Raw genomic sequence first — 22,740 nt, 5'->3', positions numbered from 1 at the left:
CTGGCCCGGACCACGACTCCACACCTGAACCACACCAGGAGAAGCAGTGAAGCGCAGCAAGGCACTCCGCGGCGCGGACGCCAAGGTCGACCGGGAGCGTAACTACGCTCCCCTCGAGGCCGTCCGTCTCGCCAAGGACACCGCCGCCACCAAGTTCGACGGCACCGTCGAGGTCGCCTTCCGCCTGGGCGTTGACCCGCGCAAGGCCGACCAGATGGTCCGTGGCACCGTGAACCTTCCGCACGGCACCGGTAAGACCGCCCGGGTCCTGGTCTTCGCGACCGGTGACCGTGCTGCGGCCGCGGAAGCCGCGGGCGCCGACATCGTCGGCTCCGACGAACTGATCGACGAGATCTCCAAGGGCAACCGCCTGAACGAGTTCGACGCGGTCGTCGCCACCCCGGACCTCATGGGCAAGGTCGGCCGCCTCGGCCGCGTCCTCGGCCCGCGTGGTCTGATGCCGAACCCGAAGACCGGCACCGTCACCATGGATGTCGCGAAGGCCGTCAACGAGATCAAGGGCGGCAAGATCGAGTTCCGCGTCGACAAGCACTCGAACCTGCACTTCATCATCGGCAAGGTTTCCTTCGACGAGACGAAGCTGGTCGAGAACTACGCGGCGGCGCTGGAGGAGATCCTCCGTCTGAAGCCGTCCGCCGCGAAGGGCCGCTACATCAAGAAGGCGACCCTCACCACGACGATGGGCCCCGGCATCCCGCTGGACGCCAACCGCACCCGCAACCTCCTCGTCGAGGAGGACCCGGCCGCCGTCTGAACCTGACGGCAGTCGCGGGTCTCGCGTGCTGAAGCCGGCCCCCGCAGCTCTCCGGAGCGGCGGGGGCCGGCCGCGTTCCCGCACCCCGGCTCGGCCCCTCCGAGGCCCCCGCCGCTGTCTCGCGGGCCCGGGACGTGCCTCCGGGCGCCTGCTCGGACCCGGACGGCCTCCGGGTGCCTTTGTCGGCCCCTCCCCGGCCCCGGCCGGGCCCTGAGGGGTCCCGAGGGCCCGGCCGGGGCCTTGCGGAGCCCTGGCCGGCTCCCGGGGGCGGGGCGCGGGGGCGGTCGGGCGGAGCCGATTTGCTTGACGTCCGGGAGGTCCCGTACTCTTCCACAGAAGCCAAAGACCGCTGGTCGTTGCTGCGCTCGTCAGAGTCGCGGCGGCCGAAGGATCCGCTAGCTGCGGACGACCCGCGCAGGTGACTGTGGATGAACTCCCGACATCGCTCCGCAAGGAGCCCGGTCGGTCGAGTCACGCCCCGTGCGCCTGCGCCGGGGCGTTTCGTTTTGCCCAGTCTCCTTCCTTCAGCCCATGCGGTCCGAATCACCCGGAAGGAGGCCGAGGCTCATGGCGAGGCCCGACAAGTCTGCTGCGGTTGCCGAGCTGACGGACAAGTTCCGCAGCTCGAACGCCGCCGTGCTGACCGAGTACCGCGGTCTCACCGTGGCACAGCTCAAGCAGCTGCGCCGTTCGCTCGGTGAGAACGCCCAGTACGCCGTGGTGAAGAACACGCTGACCAAGATTGCGGCCAACGAGGCCGGGATCACCTCGCTCGACGACCAGTTCGCTGGTCCGACGGCGGTTGCCTTCATCACCGGTGACCCGGTGACGTCGGCGAAGGGTCTTCGTGACTTCGCCAAGGAGAACCCCAACCTGATCATCAAGGGCGGTGTCCTTGACGGCAAGGCGCTGTCCGCCGATGAGATCAAGAAGCTTGCGGACCTCGAGTCCCGCGAGGTTCTGCTCGCCAAGCTGGCGGGCGCCATGAAGGGCAAGCAGTCCCAGGCTGCCGCGCTCTTCCAGGCGCTTCCCTCGAAGCTCGTCCGCACCGTGGACGCGCTCCGTGCCAAGCAGGCCGAGCAGGGCGGTGCCGAGTAATTCGGCTCGCGCATTGATCGTGGCCCCCTAGGGGCGACGGTCGCAGCGGGCCCAACGTACGCCCGCCTCACATGTACACCCGGCACCAGCCGAATTAGTGGAAGGACCGCCATCATGGCGAAGCTGTCTCAGGAAGACCTGCTCGCGCAGTTCGAGGAGATGACCCTCATCGAGCTCGCCGCGTTCGTTTCGGCGTTCGAGGAGAAGTTCGACGTCACCGCCGCCGCCCCCGTGGCCGTTGCCGCCGCCGGTGGCGCCGGTGCCGGTGCCGCCGAGGCCGTCGAGGAGAAGGACGAGTTCGACGTCATCCTCACCGGCGCCGGTGACAAGAAGATCCAGGTCATCAAGGTCGTGCGTGAGCTGACCTCCCTGGGCCTGAAGGAGGCCAAGGACCTCGTCGACGGCACCCCGAAGCCCGTCCTCGAGAAGGTCGCCAAGGACGCCGCCGAGAAGGCCGCCGAGTCCCTCAAGGCCGCCGGCGCCTCCGTCGAGGTCAAGTAACACCTCGCGAGTCTCCTGACTCGCTCAGCGCCCCTCACAGGGCGCTCAGAAGGGCGATCACCCATCCGGGTGGTCGCCCTTCGGCGTTGCCGGAACGCCTGCCTTGCGCTGAGCCCAGCGCGGAGTATGGTGATCTTCGCCGTGCGCCCCTCGGGGCCCCACTCGGCCGGGGGCCTTGACGAACGCCACGTCGCGCGCAATTCTCAGGACGCGCCGTCAACGATCCGGATCCGAGGCATGGATCGACGGCCGAACGGGCAGTATCGATGTGCGCCAACGGCGCGAGGTGCCGCGGAGTTGAGAACAACGAGGGTCGCGAATTACTCGCCCTGGACATCAGTGGGCCAAGTGGCTACACTGACCCTTTGCGCTGCCTGTTAGCTGCCCCCTGCCCGTCACCAGGGGCATACCCTCGCAAGAGCACAGTTGACCGAGCCTCCTGACCTGGCCTTTTGGCTGACATCAGGAAGTCTGTCTCCGTGTCCGGCGTGGGACCGGTACGCGCGTAGTGAGTCCGAGCCCTCGGAAGGACCCCCTCTTGGCCGCCTCGCGCAACGCCTCGACCGCGAATACGAACAACGGCGCAAGCACCGCCCCGCTGCGCATCTCCTTTGCAAAGATCAAGGAGCCCCTCGAGGTTCCGAACCTCCTCGCGCTGCAGACCGAGAGCTTTGACTGGCTGCTCGGCAACGCCGCGTGGAAGGCTCGTGTCGAGGCGGCTCTGGAATCCGGACAGGACGTTCCCACCAAGTCCGGTCTGGAGGAGATCTTCGAGGAGATCTCGCCGATCGAGGACTTCTCCGGGTCGATGTCGCTGACTTTCCGCGACCACCGCTTCGAGCCCCCCAAGAACTCGATCGACGAGTGCAAGGAGCGCGACTTCACGTACGCCGCGCCGCTCTTCGTCACGGCCGAGTTCACCAACAACGAGACCGGCGAGATCAAGTCCCAGACGGTCTTCATGGGCGACTTCCCGCTCATGACCAACAAGGGCACCTTCGTCATCAACGGCACCGAGCGTGTCGTGGTGTCGCAGCTCGTCCGCTCGCCGGGTGTCTACTTCGACTCCTCCATCGACAAGACGTCCGACAAGGACATCTTCTCCGCCAAGATCATCCCGTCCCGGGGTGCCTGGCTGGAGATGGAGATCGACAAGCGCGACATGGTCGGTGTCCGCATCGACCGCAAGCGCAAGCAGTCCGTCACCGTCCTCCTCAAGGCGCTCGGCTGGACCACCGAGCAGATCCTCCAGGAGTTCGGCGAGTACGAGTCCATGCGCGCCACCCTGGAGAAGGACCACACCCAGGGCCAGGACGACGCGCTGCTCGACATCTACCGCAAGCTGCGCCCGGGTGAGCCGCCGACGCGCGAGGCCGCTCAGACGCTGCTCGAGAACCTCTACTTCAACCCCAAGCGCTACGACCTCGCCAAGGTCGGCCGCTACAAGGTGAACAAGAAGCTCGGCGCCGACGAGCCGCTGGACGCCGGTGTCCTGACCACCGACGACATCATCGCCACCATCAAGTACCTGGTGAAGCTCCACGCGGGCGAGACCGAGACGGTCGGCGAGAACGGCACGCAGATCGTCGTCGAGACCGACGACATCGACCACTTCGGCAACCGTCGTCTGCGCAACGTCGGCGAGCTCATCCAGAACCAGGTCCGCACGGGCCTGGCCCGGATGGAGCGCGTCGTCCGCGAGCGCATGACGACCCAGGACGTCGAGGCGATCACGCCGCAGACCCTGATCAACATCCGGCCGGTCGTCGCCTCCATCAAGGAGTTCTTCGGCACCAGCCAGCTGTCGCAGTTCATGGACCAGAACAACCCGCTGTCCGGGCTGACGCACAAGCGTCGTCTGTCCGCGCTCGGCCCGGGTGGTCTGTCCCGTGAGCGGGCCGGCTTCGAGGTCCGAGACGTGCACCCGTCCCACTACGGACGCATGTGCCCGATCGAGACCCCCGAAGGCCCGAACATCGGTCTGATCGGTTCGCTCGCCTCGTACGGCCGCGTCAACGCGTTCGGCTTCGTCGAGACGCCGTACCGCAAGGTCGTCGAGGGTCAGGTCACCGACGAGGTGGACTACCTGACCGCCGACGAGGAGGACCGCTTCGTCATCGCCCAGGCCAACGCGCCGCTGACCGACGAGCTCCGGTTCGCCGAGGCCCGCGTGCTGGTCCGCCGCCGTGGCGGCGAGGTCGACTACGTCGCGCCCGACGACGTGGACTACATGGACGTCTCGCCGCGCCAGATGGTGTCGGTCGCGACCGCCATGATCCCGTTCCTCGAGCACGACGACGCCAACCGTGCCCTCATGGGCGCGAACATGATGCGCCAGGCCGTTCCGCTCATCAAGGCGGAGGCGCCGCTGGTCGGCACCGGCATGGAGTACCGCTGTGCCACCGACGCCGGCGACGTCATCAAGGCCGAGAAGGACGGTGTGATCCAGGAGGTCTCGGCCGACTACATCACCGTCGCCAACGACGACGGCACGTACACCACGTACCGCGTCGCCAAGTTCTCCCGCTCCAACCAGGGCACCTCGGTCAACCAGAAGGTCGTCGTCTCCGAGGGCGACCGGGTGATCGAGGGCCAGGTCCTCGCCGACGGCCCCGCCACCGAGAACGGTGAGATGGCGCTCGGCAAGAACCTGCTGGTCGCGTTCATGCCGTGGGAGGGTCACAACTACGAGGACGCGATCATCCTGTCGCAGCGCCTCGTGCAGGACGACGTCCTCTCCTCGATCCACATCGAGGAGCACGAGGTCGACGCCCGTGACACCAAGCTCGGCCCGGAGGAGATCACCCGGGACATCCCGAACGTCTCCGAGGAGGTCCTCGCCGACCTCGACGAGCGCGGCATCATCCGTATCGGTGCCGAGGTCGTCGCCGGCGACATCCTCGTCGGCAAGGTCACGCCCAAGGGTGAGACCGAGCTGACGCCGGAGGAGCGCCTGCTCCGCGCGATCTTCGGTGAGAAGGCCCGTGAGGTCCGTGACACCTCGCTGAAGGTGCCGCACGGCGAGACCGGCAAGGTCATCGGCGTCCGCGTCTTCGACCGCGAGGAGGGCGACGAGCTTCCCCCCGGTGTGAACCAGCTCGTGCGCGTGTACGTCGCGCAGAAGCGCAAGATCACCGACGGTGACAAGCTCGCCGGCCGTCACGGCAACAAGGGTGTCATCTCCAAGATCCTGCCGATCGAGGACATGCCGTTCCTGGAGGACGGCACCCCGGTCGACATCATCCTCAACCCGCTGGGTGTCCCGTCCCGAATGAACCCGGGACAGGTCCTGGAGATCCACCTCGGCTGGCTCGCCAGCCGCGGCTGGGACGTCTCCGGCCTCGCGGAAGAGTGGGCGCAGCGTCTCCAGGTGATCGGCGCCGACAAGGTGGAGCCCGGTACCAACGTCGCCACCCCCGTCTTCGACGGTGCGCGTGAGGACGAGCTGGCCGGCCTGCTCCAGCACACGATCCCGAACCGCGACGGGGACCGCATGGTCCTCCCGACCGGTAAGGCGCGCCTGTTCGACGGCCGCTCCGGTGAGCCGTTCCCGGACCCGATCTCGGTCGGGTACATGTACATCCTCAAGCTCCACCACCTGGTCGACGACAAGCTGCACGCGCGTTCGACCGGTCCGTACTCGATGATCACCCAGCAGCCGCTGGGTGGTAAGGCTCAGTTCGGTGGCCAGCGCTTCGGTGAGATGGAGGTGTGGGCGCTGGAGGCTTACGGCGCCGCATACGCCCTCCAGGAGCTGCTGACCATCAAGTCCGACGACGTCACCGGCCGCGTGAAGGTCTACGAGGCCATCGTCAAGGGCGAGAACATCCCCGAGCCCGGCATCCCCGAGTCCTTCAAGGTGCTCATCAAGGAGATGCAGTCCCTGTGCCTCAACGTGGAGGTGCTGTCCTCGGACGGCATGTCCATCGAGATGCGCGACACCGACGAGGACGTCTTCCGCGCTGCGGAAGAGCTCGGTATCGACCTGTCCCGGCGCGAGCCGAGCAGCGTCGAAGAGGTCTGACGGGTCTGGCCGGGGCCTCCTCGTGAGGCCCCGGCCCTGCCCCGGACCCGTACAGACCATGATTGAGACTCAAACCCTGAGAGGGATTGACGCATAGTGCTCGACGTCAACTTCTTCGACGAGCTGCGGATCGGCCTGGCCACCGCGGACGACATCCGTCAGTGGTCCCACGGCGAGGTCAAGAAGCCGGAGACCATCAACTACCGCACCCTCAAGCCCGAGAAGGACGGACTCTTCTGCGAGAAGATCTTCGGCCCGACCCGGGACTGGGAGTGCTACTGCGGCAAGTACAAGCGCGTCCGCTTCAAGGGCATCATCTGTGAGCGGTGTGGCGTCGAGGTCACCCGCGCCAAGGTGCGCCGTGAGCGGATGGGCCACATCGAGCTGGCCGCTCCCGTCACCCACATCTGGTACTTCAAGGGCGTCCCGTCCCGGCTGGGCTACCTGCTGGACCTCGCCCCGAAGGACCTGGAGAAGGTCATCTACTTCGCGGCGTACATGATCACGTACGTCGACGAGGAGCGCCGCACCCGCGACCTGCCCTCGCTGGAGGCCCACGTCTCCGTCGAGCGCCAGCAGATCGAGAACCGCCGCGACGCCGACCTCGAGGCCCGCGCCAAGAAGCTCGAGACCGACCTGGCCGAGCTGGAGGCCGAGGGCGCCAAGGCCGACGTGCGCCGCAAGGTGCGCGAGGGCGCCGAGCGCGAGATGAAGCAGCTCCGTGACCGCGCCCAGCGCGAGATCGACCGTCTCGACGAGGTGTGGAACCGCTTCAAGAACCTCAAGGTCCAGGACCTCGAGGGCGACGAGCTGCTCTACCGCGAGCTCCGCGACCGCTTCGGCACGTACTTCGACGGGTCGATGGGTGCCGCGGCGCTGCAGAAGCGCCTGGAGTCCTTCGACCTCGACGAGGAGGCCGAGAAGCTCCGCGAGATCATCCGTACGGGCAAGGGCCAGAAGAAGACCCGCGCCCTGAAGCGGCTGAAGGTCGTCTCGGCGTTCCTCCAGACCAGCAACAGCCCCAAGGGCATGGTCCTGGACTGCGTCCCGGTCATCCCGCCGGACCTGCGTCCGATGGTGCAGCTCGACGGTGGCCGCTTCGCGACCTCCGACCTGAACGACCTGTACCGCCGTGTGATCAACCGCAACAACCGTCTGAAGCGTCTGCTCGACCTCGGTGCCCCCGAGATCATCGTGAACAACGAGAAGCGGATGCTCCAGGAGGCCGTCGACGCGCTGTTCGACAACGGCCGCCGCGGTCGCCCGGTCACCGGTCCCGGCAACCGCCCGCTGAAGTCCCTCAGCGACATGCTGAAGGGCAAGCAGGGCCGTTTCCGTCAGAACCTGCTCGGTAAGCGAGTCGACTACTCGGCGCGTTCCGTCATCGTCGTCGGCCCGCAGCTGAAGCTGCACCAGTGCGGTCTGCCCAAGGCCATGGCGCTGGAGCTCTTCAAGCCGTTCGTGATGAAGCGCCTGGTCGACCTGAACCACGCGCAGAACATCAAGTCGGCCAAGCGCATGGTCGAGCGCGGCCGCACCGTGGTCTACGACGTCCTCGAAGAGGTCATCGCCGAGCACCCGGTGCTGCTGAACCGTGCGCCCACGCTGCACCGCCTCGGCATCCAGGCCTTCGAGCCGCAGCTCGTCGAGGGCAAGGCCATCCAGATCCACCCGCTCGTCTGCACCGCGTTCAACGCGGACTTCGACGGTGACCAGATGGCCGTGCACCTGCCGCTCTCCGCGGAGGCGCAGGCCGAGGCCCGCATCCTGATGCTGTCCTCGAACAACATCCTCAAGCCGGCCGACGGCCGTCCCGTCACCATGCCGACCCAGGACATGGTGCTGGGCCTCTTCTTCCTCACCACGGATGAGGAGGAGCGCGAGGTCAAGGGCGAGGGCCGCGCCTTCAACTCCAGCGCCGAAGCGATCATGGCGTTCGACATGGGCGAGCTCTCGCTCCAGGCGAAGGTCGACATCCGCTTCCCGATCGGCACCGTCCCGCCGCGTGGCTGGACCCCGCCGGTCGCCGAAGAGGGCGAGCCGGAGTGGCAGCAGGGTGACTCGTTCCGCCTGCGGACGACCCTGGGCCGCGCGCTCTTCAACGAGCTGCTGCCCGAGGACTACCCGTTCGTCGACTACTCGGTCGGCAAGAAGCAGCTCTCCGAGATCGTCAACGACCTCGCCGAGCGCTACCCCAAGGTCATCGTGGCGGCGACGCTCGACAACCTGAAGGCGGCCGGCTTCTACTGGGCGACCCGTTCCGGTGTCACCGTGGCCATCTCCGACGTCGTCGTTCCCGAGGCGAAGAAGGAGATCGTCCGCGGCTACGAGGCCCAGGACGAGAAGGTCCAGAAGCAGTACGAGCGCGGTCTGATCACCAAGGAAGAGCGCACGCAGGAGCTCATCGCGATCTGGACCAAGGCGACCAACGAGGTCGCCGAGGCGATGAACGCGAACTTCCCCAAGACGAACCCCATCTTCATGATGGTTGACTCGGGTGCCCGAGGAAACATGATGCAGATGCGGCAGATCGCCGGTATGCGTGGTCTGGTGTCGAACGCCAAGAACGAGACCATCCCGCGTCCCATCAAGGCCTCGTTCCGTGAGGGCCTGTCCGTGCTGGAGTACTTCATCTCCACGCACGGTGCGCGTAAGGGTCTCGCCGACACCGCCCTGCGTACCGCCGACTCGGGTTACCTGACCCGTCGTCTGGTGGACGTCTCGCAGGACGTGATCATCCGCGAGGAGGACTGCGGCACCGAGCGCGGTCTGAAGCTGCGGATCGCGGCCAAGGACGAGTCGGGCGTGCTCCGCAAGGCGGACGACGTCGAGACGTCCGTGTACGCGCGGATGCTCGCCGAGGACGTCGTCGTCGACGGCAAGGTCATCGCGCCGGCCAACGTCGACCTGGGTGACGTGCTCATCGACGCCCTGGTCAACGCGGGTGTCGAGGAGGTCAAGACCCGCTCGGTCCTGACCTGTGAGTCCGCGGTCGGCACCTGTGCCTTCTGCTACGGCCGTTCGCTCGCCACCGGCAAGCTGGTCGACATCGGTGAGGCGGTCGGCATCATCGCCGCCCAGTCCATCGGTGAGCCCGGTACCCAGCTCACGATGCGTACCTTCCACACCGGTGGTGTGGCCGGTGACGACATCACCCAGGGTCTGCCCCGTGTCGTCGAGCTCTTCGAGGCCCGTACGCCGAAGGGTGTCGCCCCGATCTCCGAGGCCTCCGGCCGCGTGCGGATCGAGGAGACCGAGAAGACCAAGAAGATCGTCGTCACCCCGGACGACGGCAGCGACGAGACGGCCTACCCGATCTCGAAGCGCGCCAAGGTCCTGGTGCACGAGGGCGACCACGTCGAGGTGGGCCAGAAGCTCACCGCGGGTGCCACCAACCCGCACGACGTGCTGCGCATCCTCGGCCAGCGTGCCGTCCAGGTCCACCTGGTCGGCGAAGTCCAGAAGGTCTACAACTCGCAGGGCGTGTCGATCCACGACAAGCACATCGAGATCATCATCCGGCAGATGCTGCGCCGCGTGACGATCATCGAGTCCGGCGACGCGGAGCTCCTGCCGGGCGAGCTGGTCGAGCGGTCGAAGTTCGAGTCCGAGAACCGTCGTGTGGTCACCGAGGGCGGTCACCCCGCCTCCGGCCGTCCGCAGCTGATGGGTATCACCAAGGCGTCGCTGGCGACGGAGTCGTGGCTGTCCGCGGCCTCCTTCCAGGAGACGACCAGGGTCCTGACGGACGCGGCGATCAACGCCAAGTCCGACTCCCTGATCGGCCTCAAGGAGAACGTCATCATCGGTAAGCTCATCCCGGCCGGTACGGGCCTGTCCCGCTACCGCAACATCCGGGTCGAGCCGACCGAGGAGGCCAAGGCCGCCATGTACTCGGCCGTCGGCTACGACGACATCGACTACTCGCCGTTCGGCACCGGCTCCGGCCAGGCCGTTCCGCTGGAGGACTACGACTACGGTCCGTACAACCAGTAAGCGAGTCGCTTGACCGACCGGAGGGCGGTCACCCCGTTGCGCACGGGGTGGCCGCCCTCCGGCGTACGGGCCGGCGGTCTTCCGTACGGTCCCTCGTCCGCCTCCGGGCGGCGGGGCGCCCTCCCGGGCGGTGGAGGCGGCGGAGGGCGTGGGCGGGCGTCACACGGCGCGGGGGAGGCCCTCAGGGCGGTGGTGGGGCCGACGGGAACGGCCCGGGGCGCGGACGTTCCGGCCGCGGGGACCCGAATGAGCAGATCGGGCCACGATCGGTCGTATCCGGGATGATCGAATCCGGCGTGTCGCTGCCGTCCGCATTTGTTTTGACCGAAGTCCGTGAGGTAGGTACGCTCAGACCTTGTGCCTGGGGTGTGCCTGGGCTCCTGTGCGTGTCCTCAACCGCACGGCGAGTCGAGCATCGGCCACCGCAATCTGCGCCCATTCCGTCGTGCGGCGGAAGTTCGCAGCATTCGACACACCCGACCGCGTGGGTCGGCGACGTTCCAGGTTAGCTTTACTACACGGCACACAGAAACCGGAGAAGTAGTGCCTACGATCCAGCAGCTGGTCCGGAAGGGCCGGCAGGACAAGGTCGAGAAGAACAAGACGCCCGCACTCGAGGGTTCCCCTCAGCGCCGCGGCGTCTGCACGCGTGTGTTCACGACCACCCCGAAGAAGCCGAACTCGGCCCTGCGTAAGGTCGCGCGTGTGCGTCTGACCAGCGGGATCGAGGTCACCGCTTACATCCCGGGTGAGGGACACAACCTGCAGGAGCACTCCATCGTGCTCGTGCGTGGTGGCCGTGTGAAGGACCTGCCGGGTGTTCGTTACAAGATCATCCGCGGCTCGCTCGACACCCAGGGTGTCAAGAACCGCAAGCAGGCCCGCAGCCGCTACGGCGCCAAGAAGGAGAAGTAAGAATGCCTCGTAAGGGCCCCGCCCCGAAGCGCCCGGTCATCATCGACCCGGTCTACGGCTCTCCTCTGGTGACCTCGCTCATCAACAAGATCCTGCTGAACGGCAAGCGCTCCACCGCCGAGCGGATCGTGTACGGCGCCATGGAAGGCCTCCGCGAGAAGACCGGCAACGACCCGGTCATCACGCTGAAGCGCGCCCTCGAGAACGTGAAGCCGTCTCTCGAGGTCAAGTCCCGCCGTGTCGGTGGCGCCACCTACCAGGTGCCGATCGAGGTCAAGCCCGGTCGCGCCTCCACGCTCGCGCTGCGCTGGCTCGTGGGTTACTCCCGCGCCCGTCGCGAGAAGACCATGACCGAGCGCCTCATGAACGAGCTCCTCGACGCCTCCAACGGCCTCGGTGCTTCGGTCAAGAAGCGTGAGGACACGCACAAGATGGCCGAGTCCAACAAGGCCTTCGCGCACTACCGCTGGTAGTCGCAACCCACATCGAGACCGAGAGAAGACTGAAGCCTTATGGCTACCACTTCGCTTGACCTGGCCAAGGTCCGCAACATCGGGATCATGGCCCACATCGACGCGGGCAAGACGACCACCACCGAGCGGATCCTGTTCTACACCGGCGTGTCGTACAAGATCGGTGAGGTCCACGACGGCGCCGCCACGATGGACTGGATGGAGCAGGAGCAGGAGCGCGGCATCACGATCACGTCCGCCGCGACGACCTGCCACTGGTCGCTCGAGGACGTCGACCACACCATCAACATCATCGACACCCCGGGTCACGTCGACTTCACCGTCGAGGTGGAGCGTTCGCTCCGCGTCCTCGACGGCGCCGTGACGGTGTTCGACGGTGTGGCCGGTGTGGAGCCGCAGTCCGAGACCGTTTGGCGTCAGGCGGACCGCTACGGCGTGCCGCGCATCTGCTTCGTCAACAAGCTCGACCGGACCGGCGCCGAGTTCCACCGCTGTGTCGACATGATCAGCGACCGCCTGGGCGCGCAGCCGATCGTCATGCAGCTCCCGATCGGCGCCGAGGCCGACTTCAAGGGCGTCATCGACCTCGTTCGGATGAAGGCTCTGGTCTGGTCCGCCGAGGCCGCCAAGGGCGAGATGTACGACATCGTCGATATCCCGGACACCCACACCGAGGCTGCCGAGGAGTACCGCGGCAAGCTGCTCGAGGCCGTGGCCGAGAACGACGAAGAGATCATGGAGCTGTACCTGGAGGGCCAGGAGCCGTCCGAGGAGCAGCTGTACGCCGCGATCCGTCGTATCACCATCGCCTCCGGCAAGGGCACCGGCACCACGGTGACCCCGGTGTTCTGCGGCACCGCGTTCAAGAACAAGGGCGTCCAGCCCCTGCTCGACGCGGTCGTGCGCTACCTGCCGTCGCCCGTCGACATCGAGGCCATCGAGGGCCACGACGTCAAGGACGCGGAGACGGTCGTCAAGCGCAGGCCGTCGGACGACGAGCCGCTGTCGGCGCTGGCGTTCAAGATCATGAGCGACCCGCACCTCGGCAAGCTCACCTTCGTCCGGATCTACTCCGGTCGCCTGGAGTCCGGCACCTCGGTGCTGAACTCGGTCAAGGGCAAGAAGGAGCGCATCGGCAAGATCTACCGCATGCACGCGAACAAGCGTGAGGAGATCGAGTCGGTGGGCGCCGGCGACATCATCGCCGTCATGGGTCTCAAGCAGACCACGACCGGTGAGACGCTGTGCGACGAGAAGAACCCGGTGATCCTGGAGTCCATGGACTTCCCGGCGCCGGTCATCGAGGTCGCCATCGAGCCCAAGTCCAAGGGTGACCAGGAGAAGCTGGGTGTCGCCATCCAGCGTCTCGCGGAGGAGGACCCCTCCTTCCAGGTGCACACCAACGAGGAGACCGGCCAGACCGTCATCGGCGGTATGGGCGAGCTTCACCTCGAGGTGCTCGTCGACCGCATGAAGCGCGAGTTCAAGGTCGAGGCCAACGTCGGTAAGCCTCAGGTCGCGTACCGTGAGACGATCCGCAAGGCCGTCGAGCGCGTGGACTACACCCACAAGAAGCAGACCGGTGGTACCGGTCAGTTCGCCAAGGTGCAGATCGCGGTCGAGCCGATCGAGGGCGGCGACGCCTCGTACGAGTTCGTCAACAAGGTCACCGGTGGCCGCATCCCGAAGGAATACATTCCTTCCGTGGACGCCGGCTGCCAGGAGGCCATGCAGTTCGGCATCCTCGCGGGCTACGAGATGACGGGCGTTCGCGTCACGCTTCTCGACGGTGCCTACCACGAGGTCGACTCCTCCGAGCTCGCGTTCAAGATCGCCGGTTCGCAGGCCTTCAAGGAGGCCGCGCGGAAGGCGTCCCCCGTGCTCCTGGAGCCGATGATGGCCGTCGAGGTCACCACGCCCGAGGACTACATGGGCGATGTCATCGGTGACATCAACTCCCGCCGTGGCCAGATCCAGGCCATGGAGGAGAGGGCGGGTGCCCGGGTCGTCAAGGGCCTGGTTCCGCTCTCGGAGATGTTCGGCTACGTCGGCGACCTCCGCAGCAAGACCTCGGGTCGCGCAAGCTACTCGATGCAGTTCGACTCCTACGCCGAGGTTCCGCGGAACGTCGCCGAGGAGATCATCGCGAAGGCCAAGGGCGAGTAACTCTCCCGGTTTCACGCTTTAGGCTTGACACCATCCGCCGGGGCTTCGGCCCCGAAACCCGAGGCAGGACCCCGGCGGGTGGCCACCCAGCAAAGATCACCTGGCGCCGATGAGTAAGGCGTACCAGAACCACTCTCAGGAGGACCCCAGTGGCGAAGGCGAAGTTCGAGCGGACTAAGCCGCACGTCAACATCGGCACCATCGGTCACATTGACCACGGTAAGACGACCCTCACGGCCGCCATTACCAAGGTGCTGCACGACGCGTTCCCGGACCTGAACGAGGCCTCGGCGTTCGACCAGATCGACAAGGCTCCTGAGGAGCGCCAGCGCGGTATCACCATCTCCATCGCGCACGTCGAGTACCAGACCGAGTCGCGTCACTACGCCCACGTCGACTGCCCCGGTCACGCGGACTACATCAAGAACATGATCACCGGTGCTGCCCAGATGGACGGCGCCATCCTCGTGGTCGCCGCCACCGACGGCCCGATGCCGCAGACCAAGGAGCACGTGCTCCTGGCCCGCCAGGTCGGCGTTCCGTACATCGTCGTCGCCCTGAACAAGGCCGACATGGTGGACGACGAGGAGATCCTGGAGCTCGTCGAGCTCGAGGTTCGTGAGCTGCTCACCGAGTACGAGTTCCCGGGCGACGACGTTCCGGTCGTCAAGGTCTCGGCGCTCAAGGCGCTCGAGGGCGACAAGGAGTGGGGCCAGTCGGTCCTGAACCTGATGGCCGCCGTCGACGAGTCGATCCCGCAGCCCGAGCGCGACGTCGACAAGCCGTTCCTGATGCCGATCGAGGACGTCTTCACCATCACCGGTCGCGGTACGGTCGTCACCGGCCGCATCGAGCGTGGTGTCCTCAAGGTCAACGAGACCGTCGACATCATCGGCATCAAGACCGAGAAGACCACCACCACGGTCACCGGCATCGAGATGTTCCGCAAGCTGCTCGACGAGGGCCAGGCCGGTGAGAACGTCGGTCTGCTCCTCCGTGGCATCAAGCGCGAGGACGTCGAGCGCGGCCAGTGCATCATCAAGCCGGGCTCGGTCACCCCGCACACCGAGTTCGAGGCGCAGGCCTACATCCTGTCCAAGGACGAGGGTGGCCGCCACACGCCGTTCTTCAACAACTACCGCCCGCAGTTCTACTTCCGTACCACGGACGTGACCGGCGTCGTGACCCTCCCCGAGGGCACCGAGATGGTCATGCCGGGCGACAACACCACCATGTCCGTCCAGCTGATCCAGCCGGTCGCCATGGAGGAGGGCCTGAAGTTCGCCATCCGTGAGGGTGGCCGGACCGTCGGCGCCGGCCAGGTCACCAAGATCACGAAGTAATTCTGATCCGACCTGGTAGCTCTCCACCGAGCTGCAAGAAGGGCCCCGCACCGTGAGGTGCGGGGCCCTTCGCGTTCGTGCGGGCTATTCGGGTTGGACTGTTCGGGCTCGTGCGGACCGTTCGGGCTCGTGCGGGCTCCGCGGGGCCCTTCGCCTCTTTCCCGCTCGTGGTTCTCCGGCCCGTCCGGCTCGCGGTGCTCAGCCCTGGGTACGCGGTTCCGGCGTCCAGGTCCAGGGGTGGGCGTCCGCGCCCAGGCCCACGGCCAGGAGGCCGTGCCGGGGGTGCGGGACGAGGGCGGCCCGCCCCAGCGGGACGACGCCTCCCGTGCGGGTGGCGAGCCGGCCGGCCGGGCCGGGTGTGCGGATCCGGACGCGGCCGCGGAGGTCCCTGCCGAGGAAGGCCGGCCCCCGGGGCGTGGCCGTCACCGTCACGGGGCCGTAGCCGTCGAGGGCGGCCTTCGGCGCGGGGGTGCCGTCCGGGCGTACCGCCGTCACGTCCGCGCGGGCGGGCCCGCGGTAGTACAGCACCAGACCGCCGTCCCCGGCCGGGGCCACCGCCACCGGACCGCCCGGGACGGGGAGCGCGCCGCCGGGGCGGAACGAGACCGGCCCGCCCGGCGTGTCCTGCGTCCAGTGGTGGACGTGCTCGCGGCCCGCCGCGAACAGGTGCACCCGCCCCGAGCCGTCCACCGCGGCCGACAGCCCGTCCTGGACCTCCGCACCGCCCAGGTCCCGCCACGGGCCCCACGTGCCGCCGGGCTCCCGGACGCGGCCGCTGACGCCCTTGTCCGCGTTGCGCACGAAGAGGTGCACCCGCCCGTCGGGGCCGGCCACCGCCACCGGCACGCCGAGCCGCCGCCCGCGGTCGTCGCCGCGCTCCGGGTTGCCGAGCCCGGTCCACGCGAGGAACGGCCCGCCCGGACGGCGCTGCTCCAGCAGCACCACCTCGCGCGCGTTCGGCCCGCCGTGCCCGCCGAGGGCGGCGAACCGGAGCCCGAACAGCAACTGGCGGCCGTCCGCCAGGGTCACCCCGCCGAGGCCCGGCGCCAGCGGTCCGCCGCCCAGGTCGCCCGGCTCGCCCCACTCCCCGCTGCCGGGGTGCGTCTCGCGCCAGCGCACCGCGCGCAGACCCAGCACCCCGTACACGGCCAGCCGCCCGTCCGGCTCGGTGGACACCACGGGGCCGGCGTCCGGGTAGCGGTAATGGGTGGCCCGTACCCAGCCCTTCTTGTTGGTGAGCGGCCGGTCGCCCCCGACGTTGTAGTCGCCGCAGCCGCCGCTGTTGCCGCACGCCCAGGAGGGGTCGCCGCCGTAGGGCACGAGCTGGGCGGCCTTCTCCTTCAATACCGGAGCGGGGAGATTCTTGGGCCAGTGCCGGTTGTAGTACCCGCGGAAGGACGTCGCCACGAACGCGGGCAGGGAGCCCCCGTCCCTGGTCGCGTCGGCCGCCCAGCGGACCATGGCGGCCCAGGAGAATGACGCGACGGCGGTGTGGTCGGCGTGATCCGAGTAGCCGGGCTGCTCGGAGTCCTTCTTCCGGGTCTTCTCGTCGCTGTGCTGGATGTCCGGGTCCGGGTCCAGCGTGTGGATCACGGTCGGCCGGTAGCGCTCCATGAGCCCGACCAGCACCTCGACGAGCGCGTCGTAGTCGTACGTGTCCGCCTTGCGTACCGGCGAGTCGTCGGCCACCACGGTCCGCAGGCCCAGCGCGCGGTCCTTCCACAGACTCGGCAGGGCGGACCAGCGGCGCGGGGCGTGCATGGAGAGGTTGAGGAACACCAGCTCCACGCGGCGGTTGCCGTGGGTGAGGGTGTTGATCTCGGCGCGCCGGTCCCCCCGGAGGGTGATCACGCCCTTCTGCCAGGTGGTGAACGTGCCGAGCCCCAGCATGGTCGCGTACGCCTGGCGCAGGCCCTGGTGGCGGGCGGAGGAGTAGGCAGCCTTGTCGGCCGGGACGCCCGGCCGGCCGGGTATGTGGTTCTTCCCGTCGTGCTCGCCGGCGGTGACGTACACGGAGACGAGCGGGACGCCGGCGTCCAGCATCCGCCGGCCGTCGGGGTTCATGAAGTACAGGTCGTCGTCCGGGTGCGCCGCGATCTGCATGAGCTGCGCGCGCCGCGAGCTGGTGATCGGGATTCCCGGTGCCGGATCGGCCGTGGGCCCGCCGCGCCGGGGCGCGGGCACCGAGCACCCGGTGACGGCGGCCACCGCCGCGGCCCCCGCGGACGCGAGGAGACCCCGGCGCCGCACACCCGCGGGGCCCGGCCCCGCCCCCCGTATGTCGTCCACGTCCCGCTTCCCCCGTCGGCCCAACCACCCGCGTTCTGCGGTCGGTTAGACGGAAAATCGGGGTATCGGGTTGCCCTGCCGCCGCGCGGCGTTCAGCGGCCGATCACTTCAGCGTGTACTCGCACATGCTCGAACCGGGGTTCTTGTCGTCGGCGCCCGCGTTGTCCGCGACCTTCTTGCCGTCGACGGTGATCACGCAGGGCGCCGCCTTGAGCATGCCATTCCCGTCCGTCACGGACCCGGGTACGACGGACACCACGGTGCCGGCCTTCTTCTCGGCCTCGGTGGTGAGGGTGATGGTGGCCGTCTTCTTCCAGGGCAGCGTCACCTGCTCACCCTTGTTGGTCTCCAGGTTGTAGTACACGAGCGTGGAGCCCGTGCCCCGCACTTCGAGGGTGACCTGGTGGCTGACGGGCCCGTCGCCGCCGGCCGCCCCGGGTGCCCCGGCCGCCGCGGACGGCTTCGCGGACGGCTTCCCGGCGGGCTTCGGACCGTCCTCGCTCCCGCTGCCGCCACATCCCGTCAGCAGGGCGGCGGTCAGGACGAGTGCGGTGGTGGTGACCGTTCGGCGCATGTTTCCCCCATGATCGAATGCAAACGGTCCGATCATAGTGTCGTCATGCGCCGGCGGAACGGTCCCCGCCGGCGGAACGGTCCCCGTCGGCGGAACGGTCCCCGTCGGCGGGGGGACCGGCGGGCGTCCCGGCCCGGCCGGCCCGCCCGGTCCGGCTCCCGCCCGCCCGTTCCGTCAGATCCGCGAGGCGCCGCAGGTCGTCGTGCACCGACTGCCGTTCCTCCTCGGTCAGGTCGACCGCCTCGGCGCGGGCGAGGGAGGACGCCGCCGTCCCGTGGTCGCCGAGGCGGACGGCGACATCCGCGCGGAGGGCGAGGAGGCGCAGCAACTGGGCCGGGGTGGGCCGCTCGTCCTCCAGGCGCAGGACCCGGTCGAGGATCTTCGCGGCTCCCGCCGGGTCGTCCCGGGAGTCGGCGAACAGCGCGGCGAGGTGCAGGGCCCGGGCGAAGGTCTCCCGAGGAGCGGGCCGGTGATGCCGGTCGGGGTGCGTCGGGCGGCCGACGCGGACGCAGTTGCCGCCCGGGTCGGTCAGGAGGAACTGCCGCATCCCGTGGGACGTGTCGGACACCGCTCCGATGCGCGGCAGACCGCGGGTCGGGACCTTGCCGTACGCGGCCTTGAGGCCGGCGCGGAAGGCGTCGTGGAGCCCGTCGACGTCGTCGGTGACGATGTAACACGTGCTGTACGACGCGGTCGGCTCGTAGCGCTTCATCCCGAAGAAATGGAGCTGGATGTCGCCCCGTTCGACGACCGCGTAGGGATTGGGGCTCGTCTGCTGGAAGGTCACCTCGAAGCCGAGGGCCGTGTAGAAGTCGAGGACGGGCCGGAGGGTCCGGCAGGGCAGGATCGGAATCGTCTTCTCGCTCACCCTTTCCACTCTAATCAAACTTGACTACTCCGGTCACGCGTCCAGCGTGATCGAGTTCTTCGCGCGTTCGAGGGACTCCTCCGACGCGGGCCCGCCCGGGTTCTCCGTCGCGAGCGCCTGGTTCACGGTGACGAACGGCCGCATGCGCGACTCGTACGCGGCGAAGGCCGCCCGGTGGTCGCCGGCGCTCCGCGCCAGCTCGTCCGCCAGGACGTGGGCCCCCACCAGGGCCAGGCTGGTGCCCTGTCCGGAGAGGGGGGAGGGACAGTAACCGGCGTCGCCGAGCAGGACCGTACGGCCCCGGGACCAGCGGTCCATGTGGATCTGGGCCATCGCGTCGCAGTAGAAATCGGGCGCCTCCCGCGCGGCCTTCGCCAGCCGGTCGCCCTCCCAGCGGACGGCGGCGAGCCGGTCGGTGACCAGCGAGGCGAGGTCGGTGTCGCGGGGGAGCGGCGGGGACTCGAACCCGAACGCGATCCGCAGCTCGCGGTTGTTCCGTACGGGCATGATCCCGAAGCCGGCGTCGCCGTCGCGCATCCACACCTGCCAGTGGTCCAGGCCGAGGAAGTTGTCCGCGCCGAACACGGACAGGTAGCTGCCCAGGTGCCGGGTGAAGTCCTCCTCGGGGCCGAACGCCAGCCGCCGGACCGTCGAGTGCAGCCCGTCCGCGCCGACCACCAGGTCGAAGCGGCGCGACGGACCGTGCGTGAAGTCCGCCGCGACCCCGTGGGCGTCCTCGGTCAGCGCGGTGAGGCCGTCGCCGAAGACGTACTCCACACCGCCGTCCTCGCACGCCCGCTCGTGCAGCAGCCGCGCCAGGTCGTCGCGCAGCACCTCGATGTCGTCGTTGTCGAGCCGGCCGCTGCTGAGCGCGTACTCGGTCGAGCGGTCGATCTCCGTGCCCTCGGCGTCCAGGACCGACATGCCGCGCGTGCGGGTCCGCAGCTCCCGGGCCCGTTCCAGTACGCCGATGCGGTCCACCACCTCCAGGGCCACGCCCCGGACGTCGATCGCCTGCCCGCCGGCGCGCGGCTCCAGGGCCCGCTCGACGACGGTGACGGCGAACCCCCGGCGGTGGAGGAGGTGGGCGAGCGCGGATCCGGCGATGCCGGCGCCGGAAATGAGGACGGACTGCATGGGGCAGCTCCCTTCGGTACGGTGTACGCGACTGAATGTACGGCGTACACACAGGCCTGCCAACAGGCATAAAGGGGCTGCTGTACTAGTTCACAGGGCCCGGAAACCGCCATCCGCGCTGCTAGGCTCTGCCCTAGTACAGGGCGGACAGCCGGCGAAAAAGCCGACAAGAAAAATCCGGGAAGAGAGGTGGCGCCGCATGGGCGACCAGCCCCCCTACCTCCGTATCGCCGCCGACATCCGGCGGCGCGTCGCCGACGGGGACCTCCGCCCCGGGGACCGCGTGCCCTCCACCCGGCAGATCGCCCAGCGGTGGGGCGTCGCCCTCGCCACGGCCACCAAGGCGCTGACCACGCTGCGCCTGGAGGGCGTGGTCGAGGCCCGGCCCCGGGTGGGCACCGTCGTCGCCGGGCCCAGCACCCCCGCCGCGCCCCCGCAGCCCCGGCGCGCCGCGGACCCGGACCTCACACGGGACCGCGTGGTACGGGCCGCCATGGAGATCGCCGACGCCGAGGGCCTGGCCGCGCTGTCGATGCGCGGGGTCGCCGCCCGCCTCGGAGTGGCCGCGATGTCCCCGTACCGCCACGTCGGCAGCAAGGACGAGCTCGTCGCCCTGATGACCGACGCCGCCTACGGGGAGGTCACCCACCCCGCCGTACCGCCCGAGGGCTGGCGCGCCCGGCTGGAGACGGGGGCGCGCGCCATGTGGGAGGTATGCCGCCGGCACCCGTGGGTCGCCCAGATCGGTCCGCTCAGCCGCCCGCTCGTCCTGCCGAACCTGATGGCGCACGGCGAATGGGTGCTCGCCGCACTGGAGGCGAGCGGCCTCGACGCCAGGACCCGGTTCGACATCCACCTGCTGGTCTACAACTACGTCCAGGGACTCGCCGTCAACCTGGAGCGCGAGGTCCAGGCCCAGGCCTCCACCGGCCTCACCGAGGACGAGTGGATGGACGGCCAGGAGGCCGCCATGCGCGCCGTCCTCACCTCCGGCCGCTTCCCGGCCCTCACCCGCACGATCACCGGCTTCGACGGCGGCTACGACCTCGACCTCGACGCCCTGTTCACCTTCGGCCTCACGCCCCTGCTGGACGGCATCGCGCTGATCGTCGAGGGCTCGCGGGAGCGCTCGCGGGAGGGCTCGGGAAAGGGCTCACGGAAGGGGTGACGCGTATCTCGTCGTGCCGTGGGGTAATCTCTTCGGCTCGATTGGCGTGGGCTCCGCCCGGTATGGCAGACTGTCGGGGTTGCTCGGTTGAGTGCCGATGCTGCGCGCCTCCCGCCGGGAGGACCGGAAGCGAGTCCCACAGTACTCGTCGCCCCTGATCAGGGGCGGACGTACGGGAATCTTCCGGGAAGTGTCAGCGGGGCGCCGACCAGGCACCCGGTGGGTGTTCCACCCCCGACGCTCTTGATTGAGCACAGCGCGGTCCTCGGGCCCGCACCCCCTCGGTTGGGAAATCCTTCGGGAGATCTACGTAGAGGGGATGCGACACGCCCGACCGCGTGGGTCGGAGGAGGGGCTGTGATTCCCAGGCGGTGACGCCAAGGGGGAAGCGGCCCACCAGGTTCCAGAGCGTTACGAGAGACAGGACTACTGAGTAGCCATGGCGGGACAGAAGATCCGCATCCGGCTCAAGGCCTACGACCACGAGGTCATCGACTCGTCGGCGAAGAAGATCGTCGAGACGGTGACGCGCACTGGTGCGTCGGTCGCGGGCCCGGTGCCGCTGCCCACTGAGAAGAACGTGTACTGCGTCATCAAGTCGCCGCACAAGTACAAGGACTCGCGCGAGCACTTCGAGATGCGCACGCACAAGCGCCTCATCGACATCCTCGACCCCACGCCGAAGACGGTTGACTCGCTGATGCGTCTCGACCTGCCGGCCGGCGTCGACATCGAGATCAAGCTCTGAGGTGACGCGCGAGATGGCTAAGAACATTAAGGGCGTCCTGGGCGAGAAGCTCGGCATGACCCAGGTCTGGGACGAGAACAACCGGGTCGTCCCGGTGACCGTCGTCAAGGCCGGGCCCTGCGTCGTCACCCAGGTCCGCAGCAACGACACCGACGGCTACGAGTCGGTCCAGATCGCCTTCGGCGAGATCGACCCGCGCAAGGTGAACAAGCCCCTCAAGGGTCACTTCGCCAAGGCCGACGTCACCCCGCGCCGCCACCTGGTGGAGATCCGCACCGCTGACGCCTCCGAGTACACGCTCGGCCAGGAGATCACCGCTGAGGTCTTCGAGGCGGGCGTCAAGGTCGACGTCACCGGCAAGAGCAAGGGCAAGGGCTTCGCCGGTGTCATGAAGCGCCACAACTTCCGTGGCCTGGGCGCCGGACACGGTACCCAGCGCAAGCACCGCTCGCCCGGTTCCATCGGTGGCTGCGCCACCCCGGGCCGTGTGTTCAAGGGCCTCCGCATGGCGGGCCGCATGGGCAACGAGCGGGTCACCACCCAGAACCTGACCGTCCACGCCGTTGACGCGGAGAAGGGTCTGCTCCTGATCAAGGGTGCGGTTCCTGGTCCGAACGGCGGCCTCGTCCTGGTCCGTACCGCGGCCAAGGGGGCCTGAGGTAACG

At 68.5% G+C, this 22,740-nt stretch carries 15 protein-coding genes and 1 pseudogene; 12 read left to right on the top strand and 4 right to left on the bottom strand.

The window, feature by feature from the left end; translation table 11 throughout:
- Nucleotides 1-46: 46 nt before the first annotated feature.
- The 9 genes from rplA (at nt 47) to tuf (ending at nt 15,291) form a co-directional block, all read left to right on the top strand.
- The gene (gene rplA, locus ACF068_RS04000) at nt 47-775 is read left to right on the top strand and encodes a 50S ribosomal protein L1 (RefSeq protein WP_392272536.1); all 729 of its coding nucleotides are present in this window, start codon (nt 47-49) and stop codon (nt 773-775) included.
- Between the two features lie 567 nt (nt 776-1,342).
- Complete coding sequence (gene rplJ, locus ACF068_RS03995) at nt 1,343-1,873, top strand: 50S ribosomal protein L10 (RefSeq protein ID WP_064069963.1); 531 nt, start codon at nt 1,343-1,345, stop codon at nt 1,871-1,873.
- A 114-nt stretch (nt 1,874-1,987) separates the two neighbouring features.
- Nucleotides 1,988-2,374 (top strand): 50S ribosomal protein L7/L12, encoded by a 387-nt coding sequence (gene rplL, locus ACF068_RS03990; RefSeq protein ID WP_064069962.1) that lies wholly within the window; start codon nt 1,988-1,990, stop codon nt 2,372-2,374.
- A 538-nt stretch (nt 2,375-2,912) separates the two neighbouring features.
- Nucleotides 2,913-6,398 carry a DNA-directed RNA polymerase subunit beta gene (gene rpoB, locus ACF068_RS03985; protein WP_392272535.1) on the top strand — a complete coding sequence of 1,162 codons (3,486 nt, stop codon included), beginning with the start codon at nt 2,913-2,915 and terminating at the stop codon, nt 6,396-6,398.
- Nucleotides 6,399-6,494: 96 nt separating this feature from the next.
- Nucleotides 6,495-10,394, top strand: a complete 3,900-nt coding sequence (locus ACF068_RS03980) for a DNA-directed RNA polymerase subunit beta' (protein ID WP_392272534.1) — start codon at nt 6,495-6,497, stop codon at nt 10,392-10,394.
- A gap of 543 nt (nt 10,395-10,937) precedes the next feature.
- Complete coding sequence (gene rpsL / locus ACF068_RS03975; RefSeq protein WP_003948652.1) at nt 10,938-11,309, top strand: 30S ribosomal protein S12; 372 nt, start codon at nt 10,938-10,940, stop codon at nt 11,307-11,309.
- A 2-nt stretch (nt 11,310-11,311) separates the two neighbouring features.
- Complete coding sequence (gene rpsG, locus ACF068_RS03970) at nt 11,312-11,782, top strand: 30S ribosomal protein S7 (RefSeq protein ID WP_031076642.1); 471 nt, start codon at nt 11,312-11,314, stop codon at nt 11,780-11,782.
- 39 nt (nt 11,783-11,821) lie between these two features.
- A complete protein-coding gene (gene fusA, locus ACF068_RS03965; protein ID WP_392272533.1) occupies nt 11,822-13,948 on the top strand; it encodes an elongation factor G in 2,127 nt (708 codons plus the stop codon).
- Nucleotides 13,949-14,097: 149 nt separating this feature from the next.
- Nucleotides 14,098-15,291: an elongation factor Tu gene (gene tuf / locus ACF068_RS03960; RefSeq protein WP_064069958.1), complete on the top strand. Its 1,194-nt coding sequence runs from the start codon at nt 14,098-14,100 to the stop codon at nt 15,289-15,291.
- 198 nt (nt 15,292-15,489) lie between these two features.
- On the opposite strand, the gene ACF068_RS03955 is transcribed toward tuf, so the two are convergent.
- From ACF068_RS03955 to ACF068_RS03940, 4 genes and pseudogenes are all read right to left on the bottom strand, one after another.
- A complete protein-coding gene (locus tag ACF068_RS03955) occupies nt 15,490-17,541 on the bottom strand; it encodes a PIG-L family deacetylase (protein WP_392272692.1) in 2,052 nt (683 codons plus the stop codon).
- Nucleotides 17,542-17,683: 142 nt separating this feature from the next.
- Nucleotides 17,684-18,154 (bottom strand): hypothetical protein, encoded by a 471-nt coding sequence (locus ACF068_RS03950; RefSeq protein ID WP_392272532.1) that lies wholly within the window; start codon nt 18,152-18,154, stop codon nt 17,684-17,686.
- Nucleotides 18,155-18,323: 169 nt separating this feature from the next.
- A pseudogene (locus tag ACF068_RS03945) lies at nt 18,324-19,022 on the bottom strand (bleomycin resistance protein); the annotation flags it as partial.
- Between the two features lie 33 nt (nt 19,023-19,055).
- Nucleotides 19,056-20,159 carry an FAD-dependent monooxygenase gene (locus tag ACF068_RS03940; RefSeq protein ID WP_392272531.1) on the bottom strand — a complete coding sequence of 368 codons (1,104 nt, stop codon included), beginning with the start codon at nt 20,157-20,159 and terminating at the stop codon, nt 19,056-19,058.
- A gap of 199 nt (nt 20,160-20,358) precedes the next feature.
- Between ACF068_RS03940 and ACF068_RS03935 the strand changes: the two genes are divergently transcribed.
- From ACF068_RS03935 to rplC, 3 genes are all read left to right on the top strand, one after another.
- Nucleotides 20,359-21,327, top strand: coding sequence for a TetR/AcrR family transcriptional regulator C-terminal domain-containing protein (locus ACF068_RS03935; protein ID WP_392272530.1), 969 nt, complete (start codon nt 20,359-20,361; stop codon nt 21,325-21,327).
- Between the two features lie 439 nt (nt 21,328-21,766).
- Entirely contained in the window at nt 21,767-22,075 is a 309-nt protein-coding gene (rpsJ, locus tag ACF068_RS03930) for a 30S ribosomal protein S10 (protein ID WP_003948644.1), read from the top strand.
- A gap of 13 nt (nt 22,076-22,088) precedes the next feature.
- Nucleotides 22,089-22,733 carry a 50S ribosomal protein L3 gene (gene rplC, locus ACF068_RS03925; RefSeq protein ID WP_064070111.1) on the top strand — a complete coding sequence of 215 codons (645 nt, stop codon included), beginning with the start codon at nt 22,089-22,091 and terminating at the stop codon, nt 22,731-22,733.
- The last annotated feature ends 7 nt before the right edge of the window (nt 22,734-22,740 follow it).

This window comes from Streptomyces sp. NPDC016309, assembly GCF_043077235.1.
Lineage (GTDB): Bacteria > Actinomycetota > Actinomycetes > Streptomycetales > Streptomycetaceae > Streptomyces.
Note: the sequence above shows the minus strand (reverse complement) of the source record. Positions and strands in the feature narration are given on the sequence as shown.

Excerpts from the sequence above, each read along its gene's own strand:
- ACF068_RS03935 (WP_392272530.1), top strand. The coding sequence starts at position 20,359 with ATGGGCGACCAGCCCCCCTACCTCCGTATCGCCGCCGACATCCGGCGG.
- fusA (WP_392272533.1), top strand. The coding sequence starts at position 11,822 with ATGGCTACCACTTCGCTTGACCTGGCCAAGGTCCGCAACATCGGGATC.
- rplJ (WP_064069963.1), top strand. The coding sequence starts at position 1,343 with ATGGCGAGGCCCGACAAGTCTGCTGCGGTTGCCGAGCTGACGGACAAG.
- ACF068_RS03950 (WP_392272532.1), bottom strand. The coding sequence starts at position 18,154 with ATGCGCCGAACGGTCACCACCACCGCACTCGTCCTGACCGCCGCCCTG.
- rplL (WP_064069962.1), top strand. The coding sequence starts at position 1,988 with ATGGCGAAGCTGTCTCAGGAAGACCTGCTCGCGCAGTTCGAGGAGATG.
- rplC (WP_064070111.1), top strand. The coding sequence starts at position 22,089 with ATGGCTAAGAACATTAAGGGCGTCCTGGGCGAGAAGCTCGGCATGACC.
- ACF068_RS03940 (WP_392272531.1), bottom strand. The coding sequence starts at position 20,159 with ATGCAGTCCGTCCTCATTTCCGGCGCCGGCATCGCCGGATCCGCGCTC.
- rpsG (WP_031076642.1), top strand. The coding sequence starts at position 11,312 with ATGCCTCGTAAGGGCCCCGCCCCGAAGCGCCCGGTCATCATCGACCCG.
- rpsJ (WP_003948644.1), top strand. The coding sequence starts at position 21,767 with ATGGCGGGACAGAAGATCCGCATCCGGCTCAAGGCCTACGACCACGAG.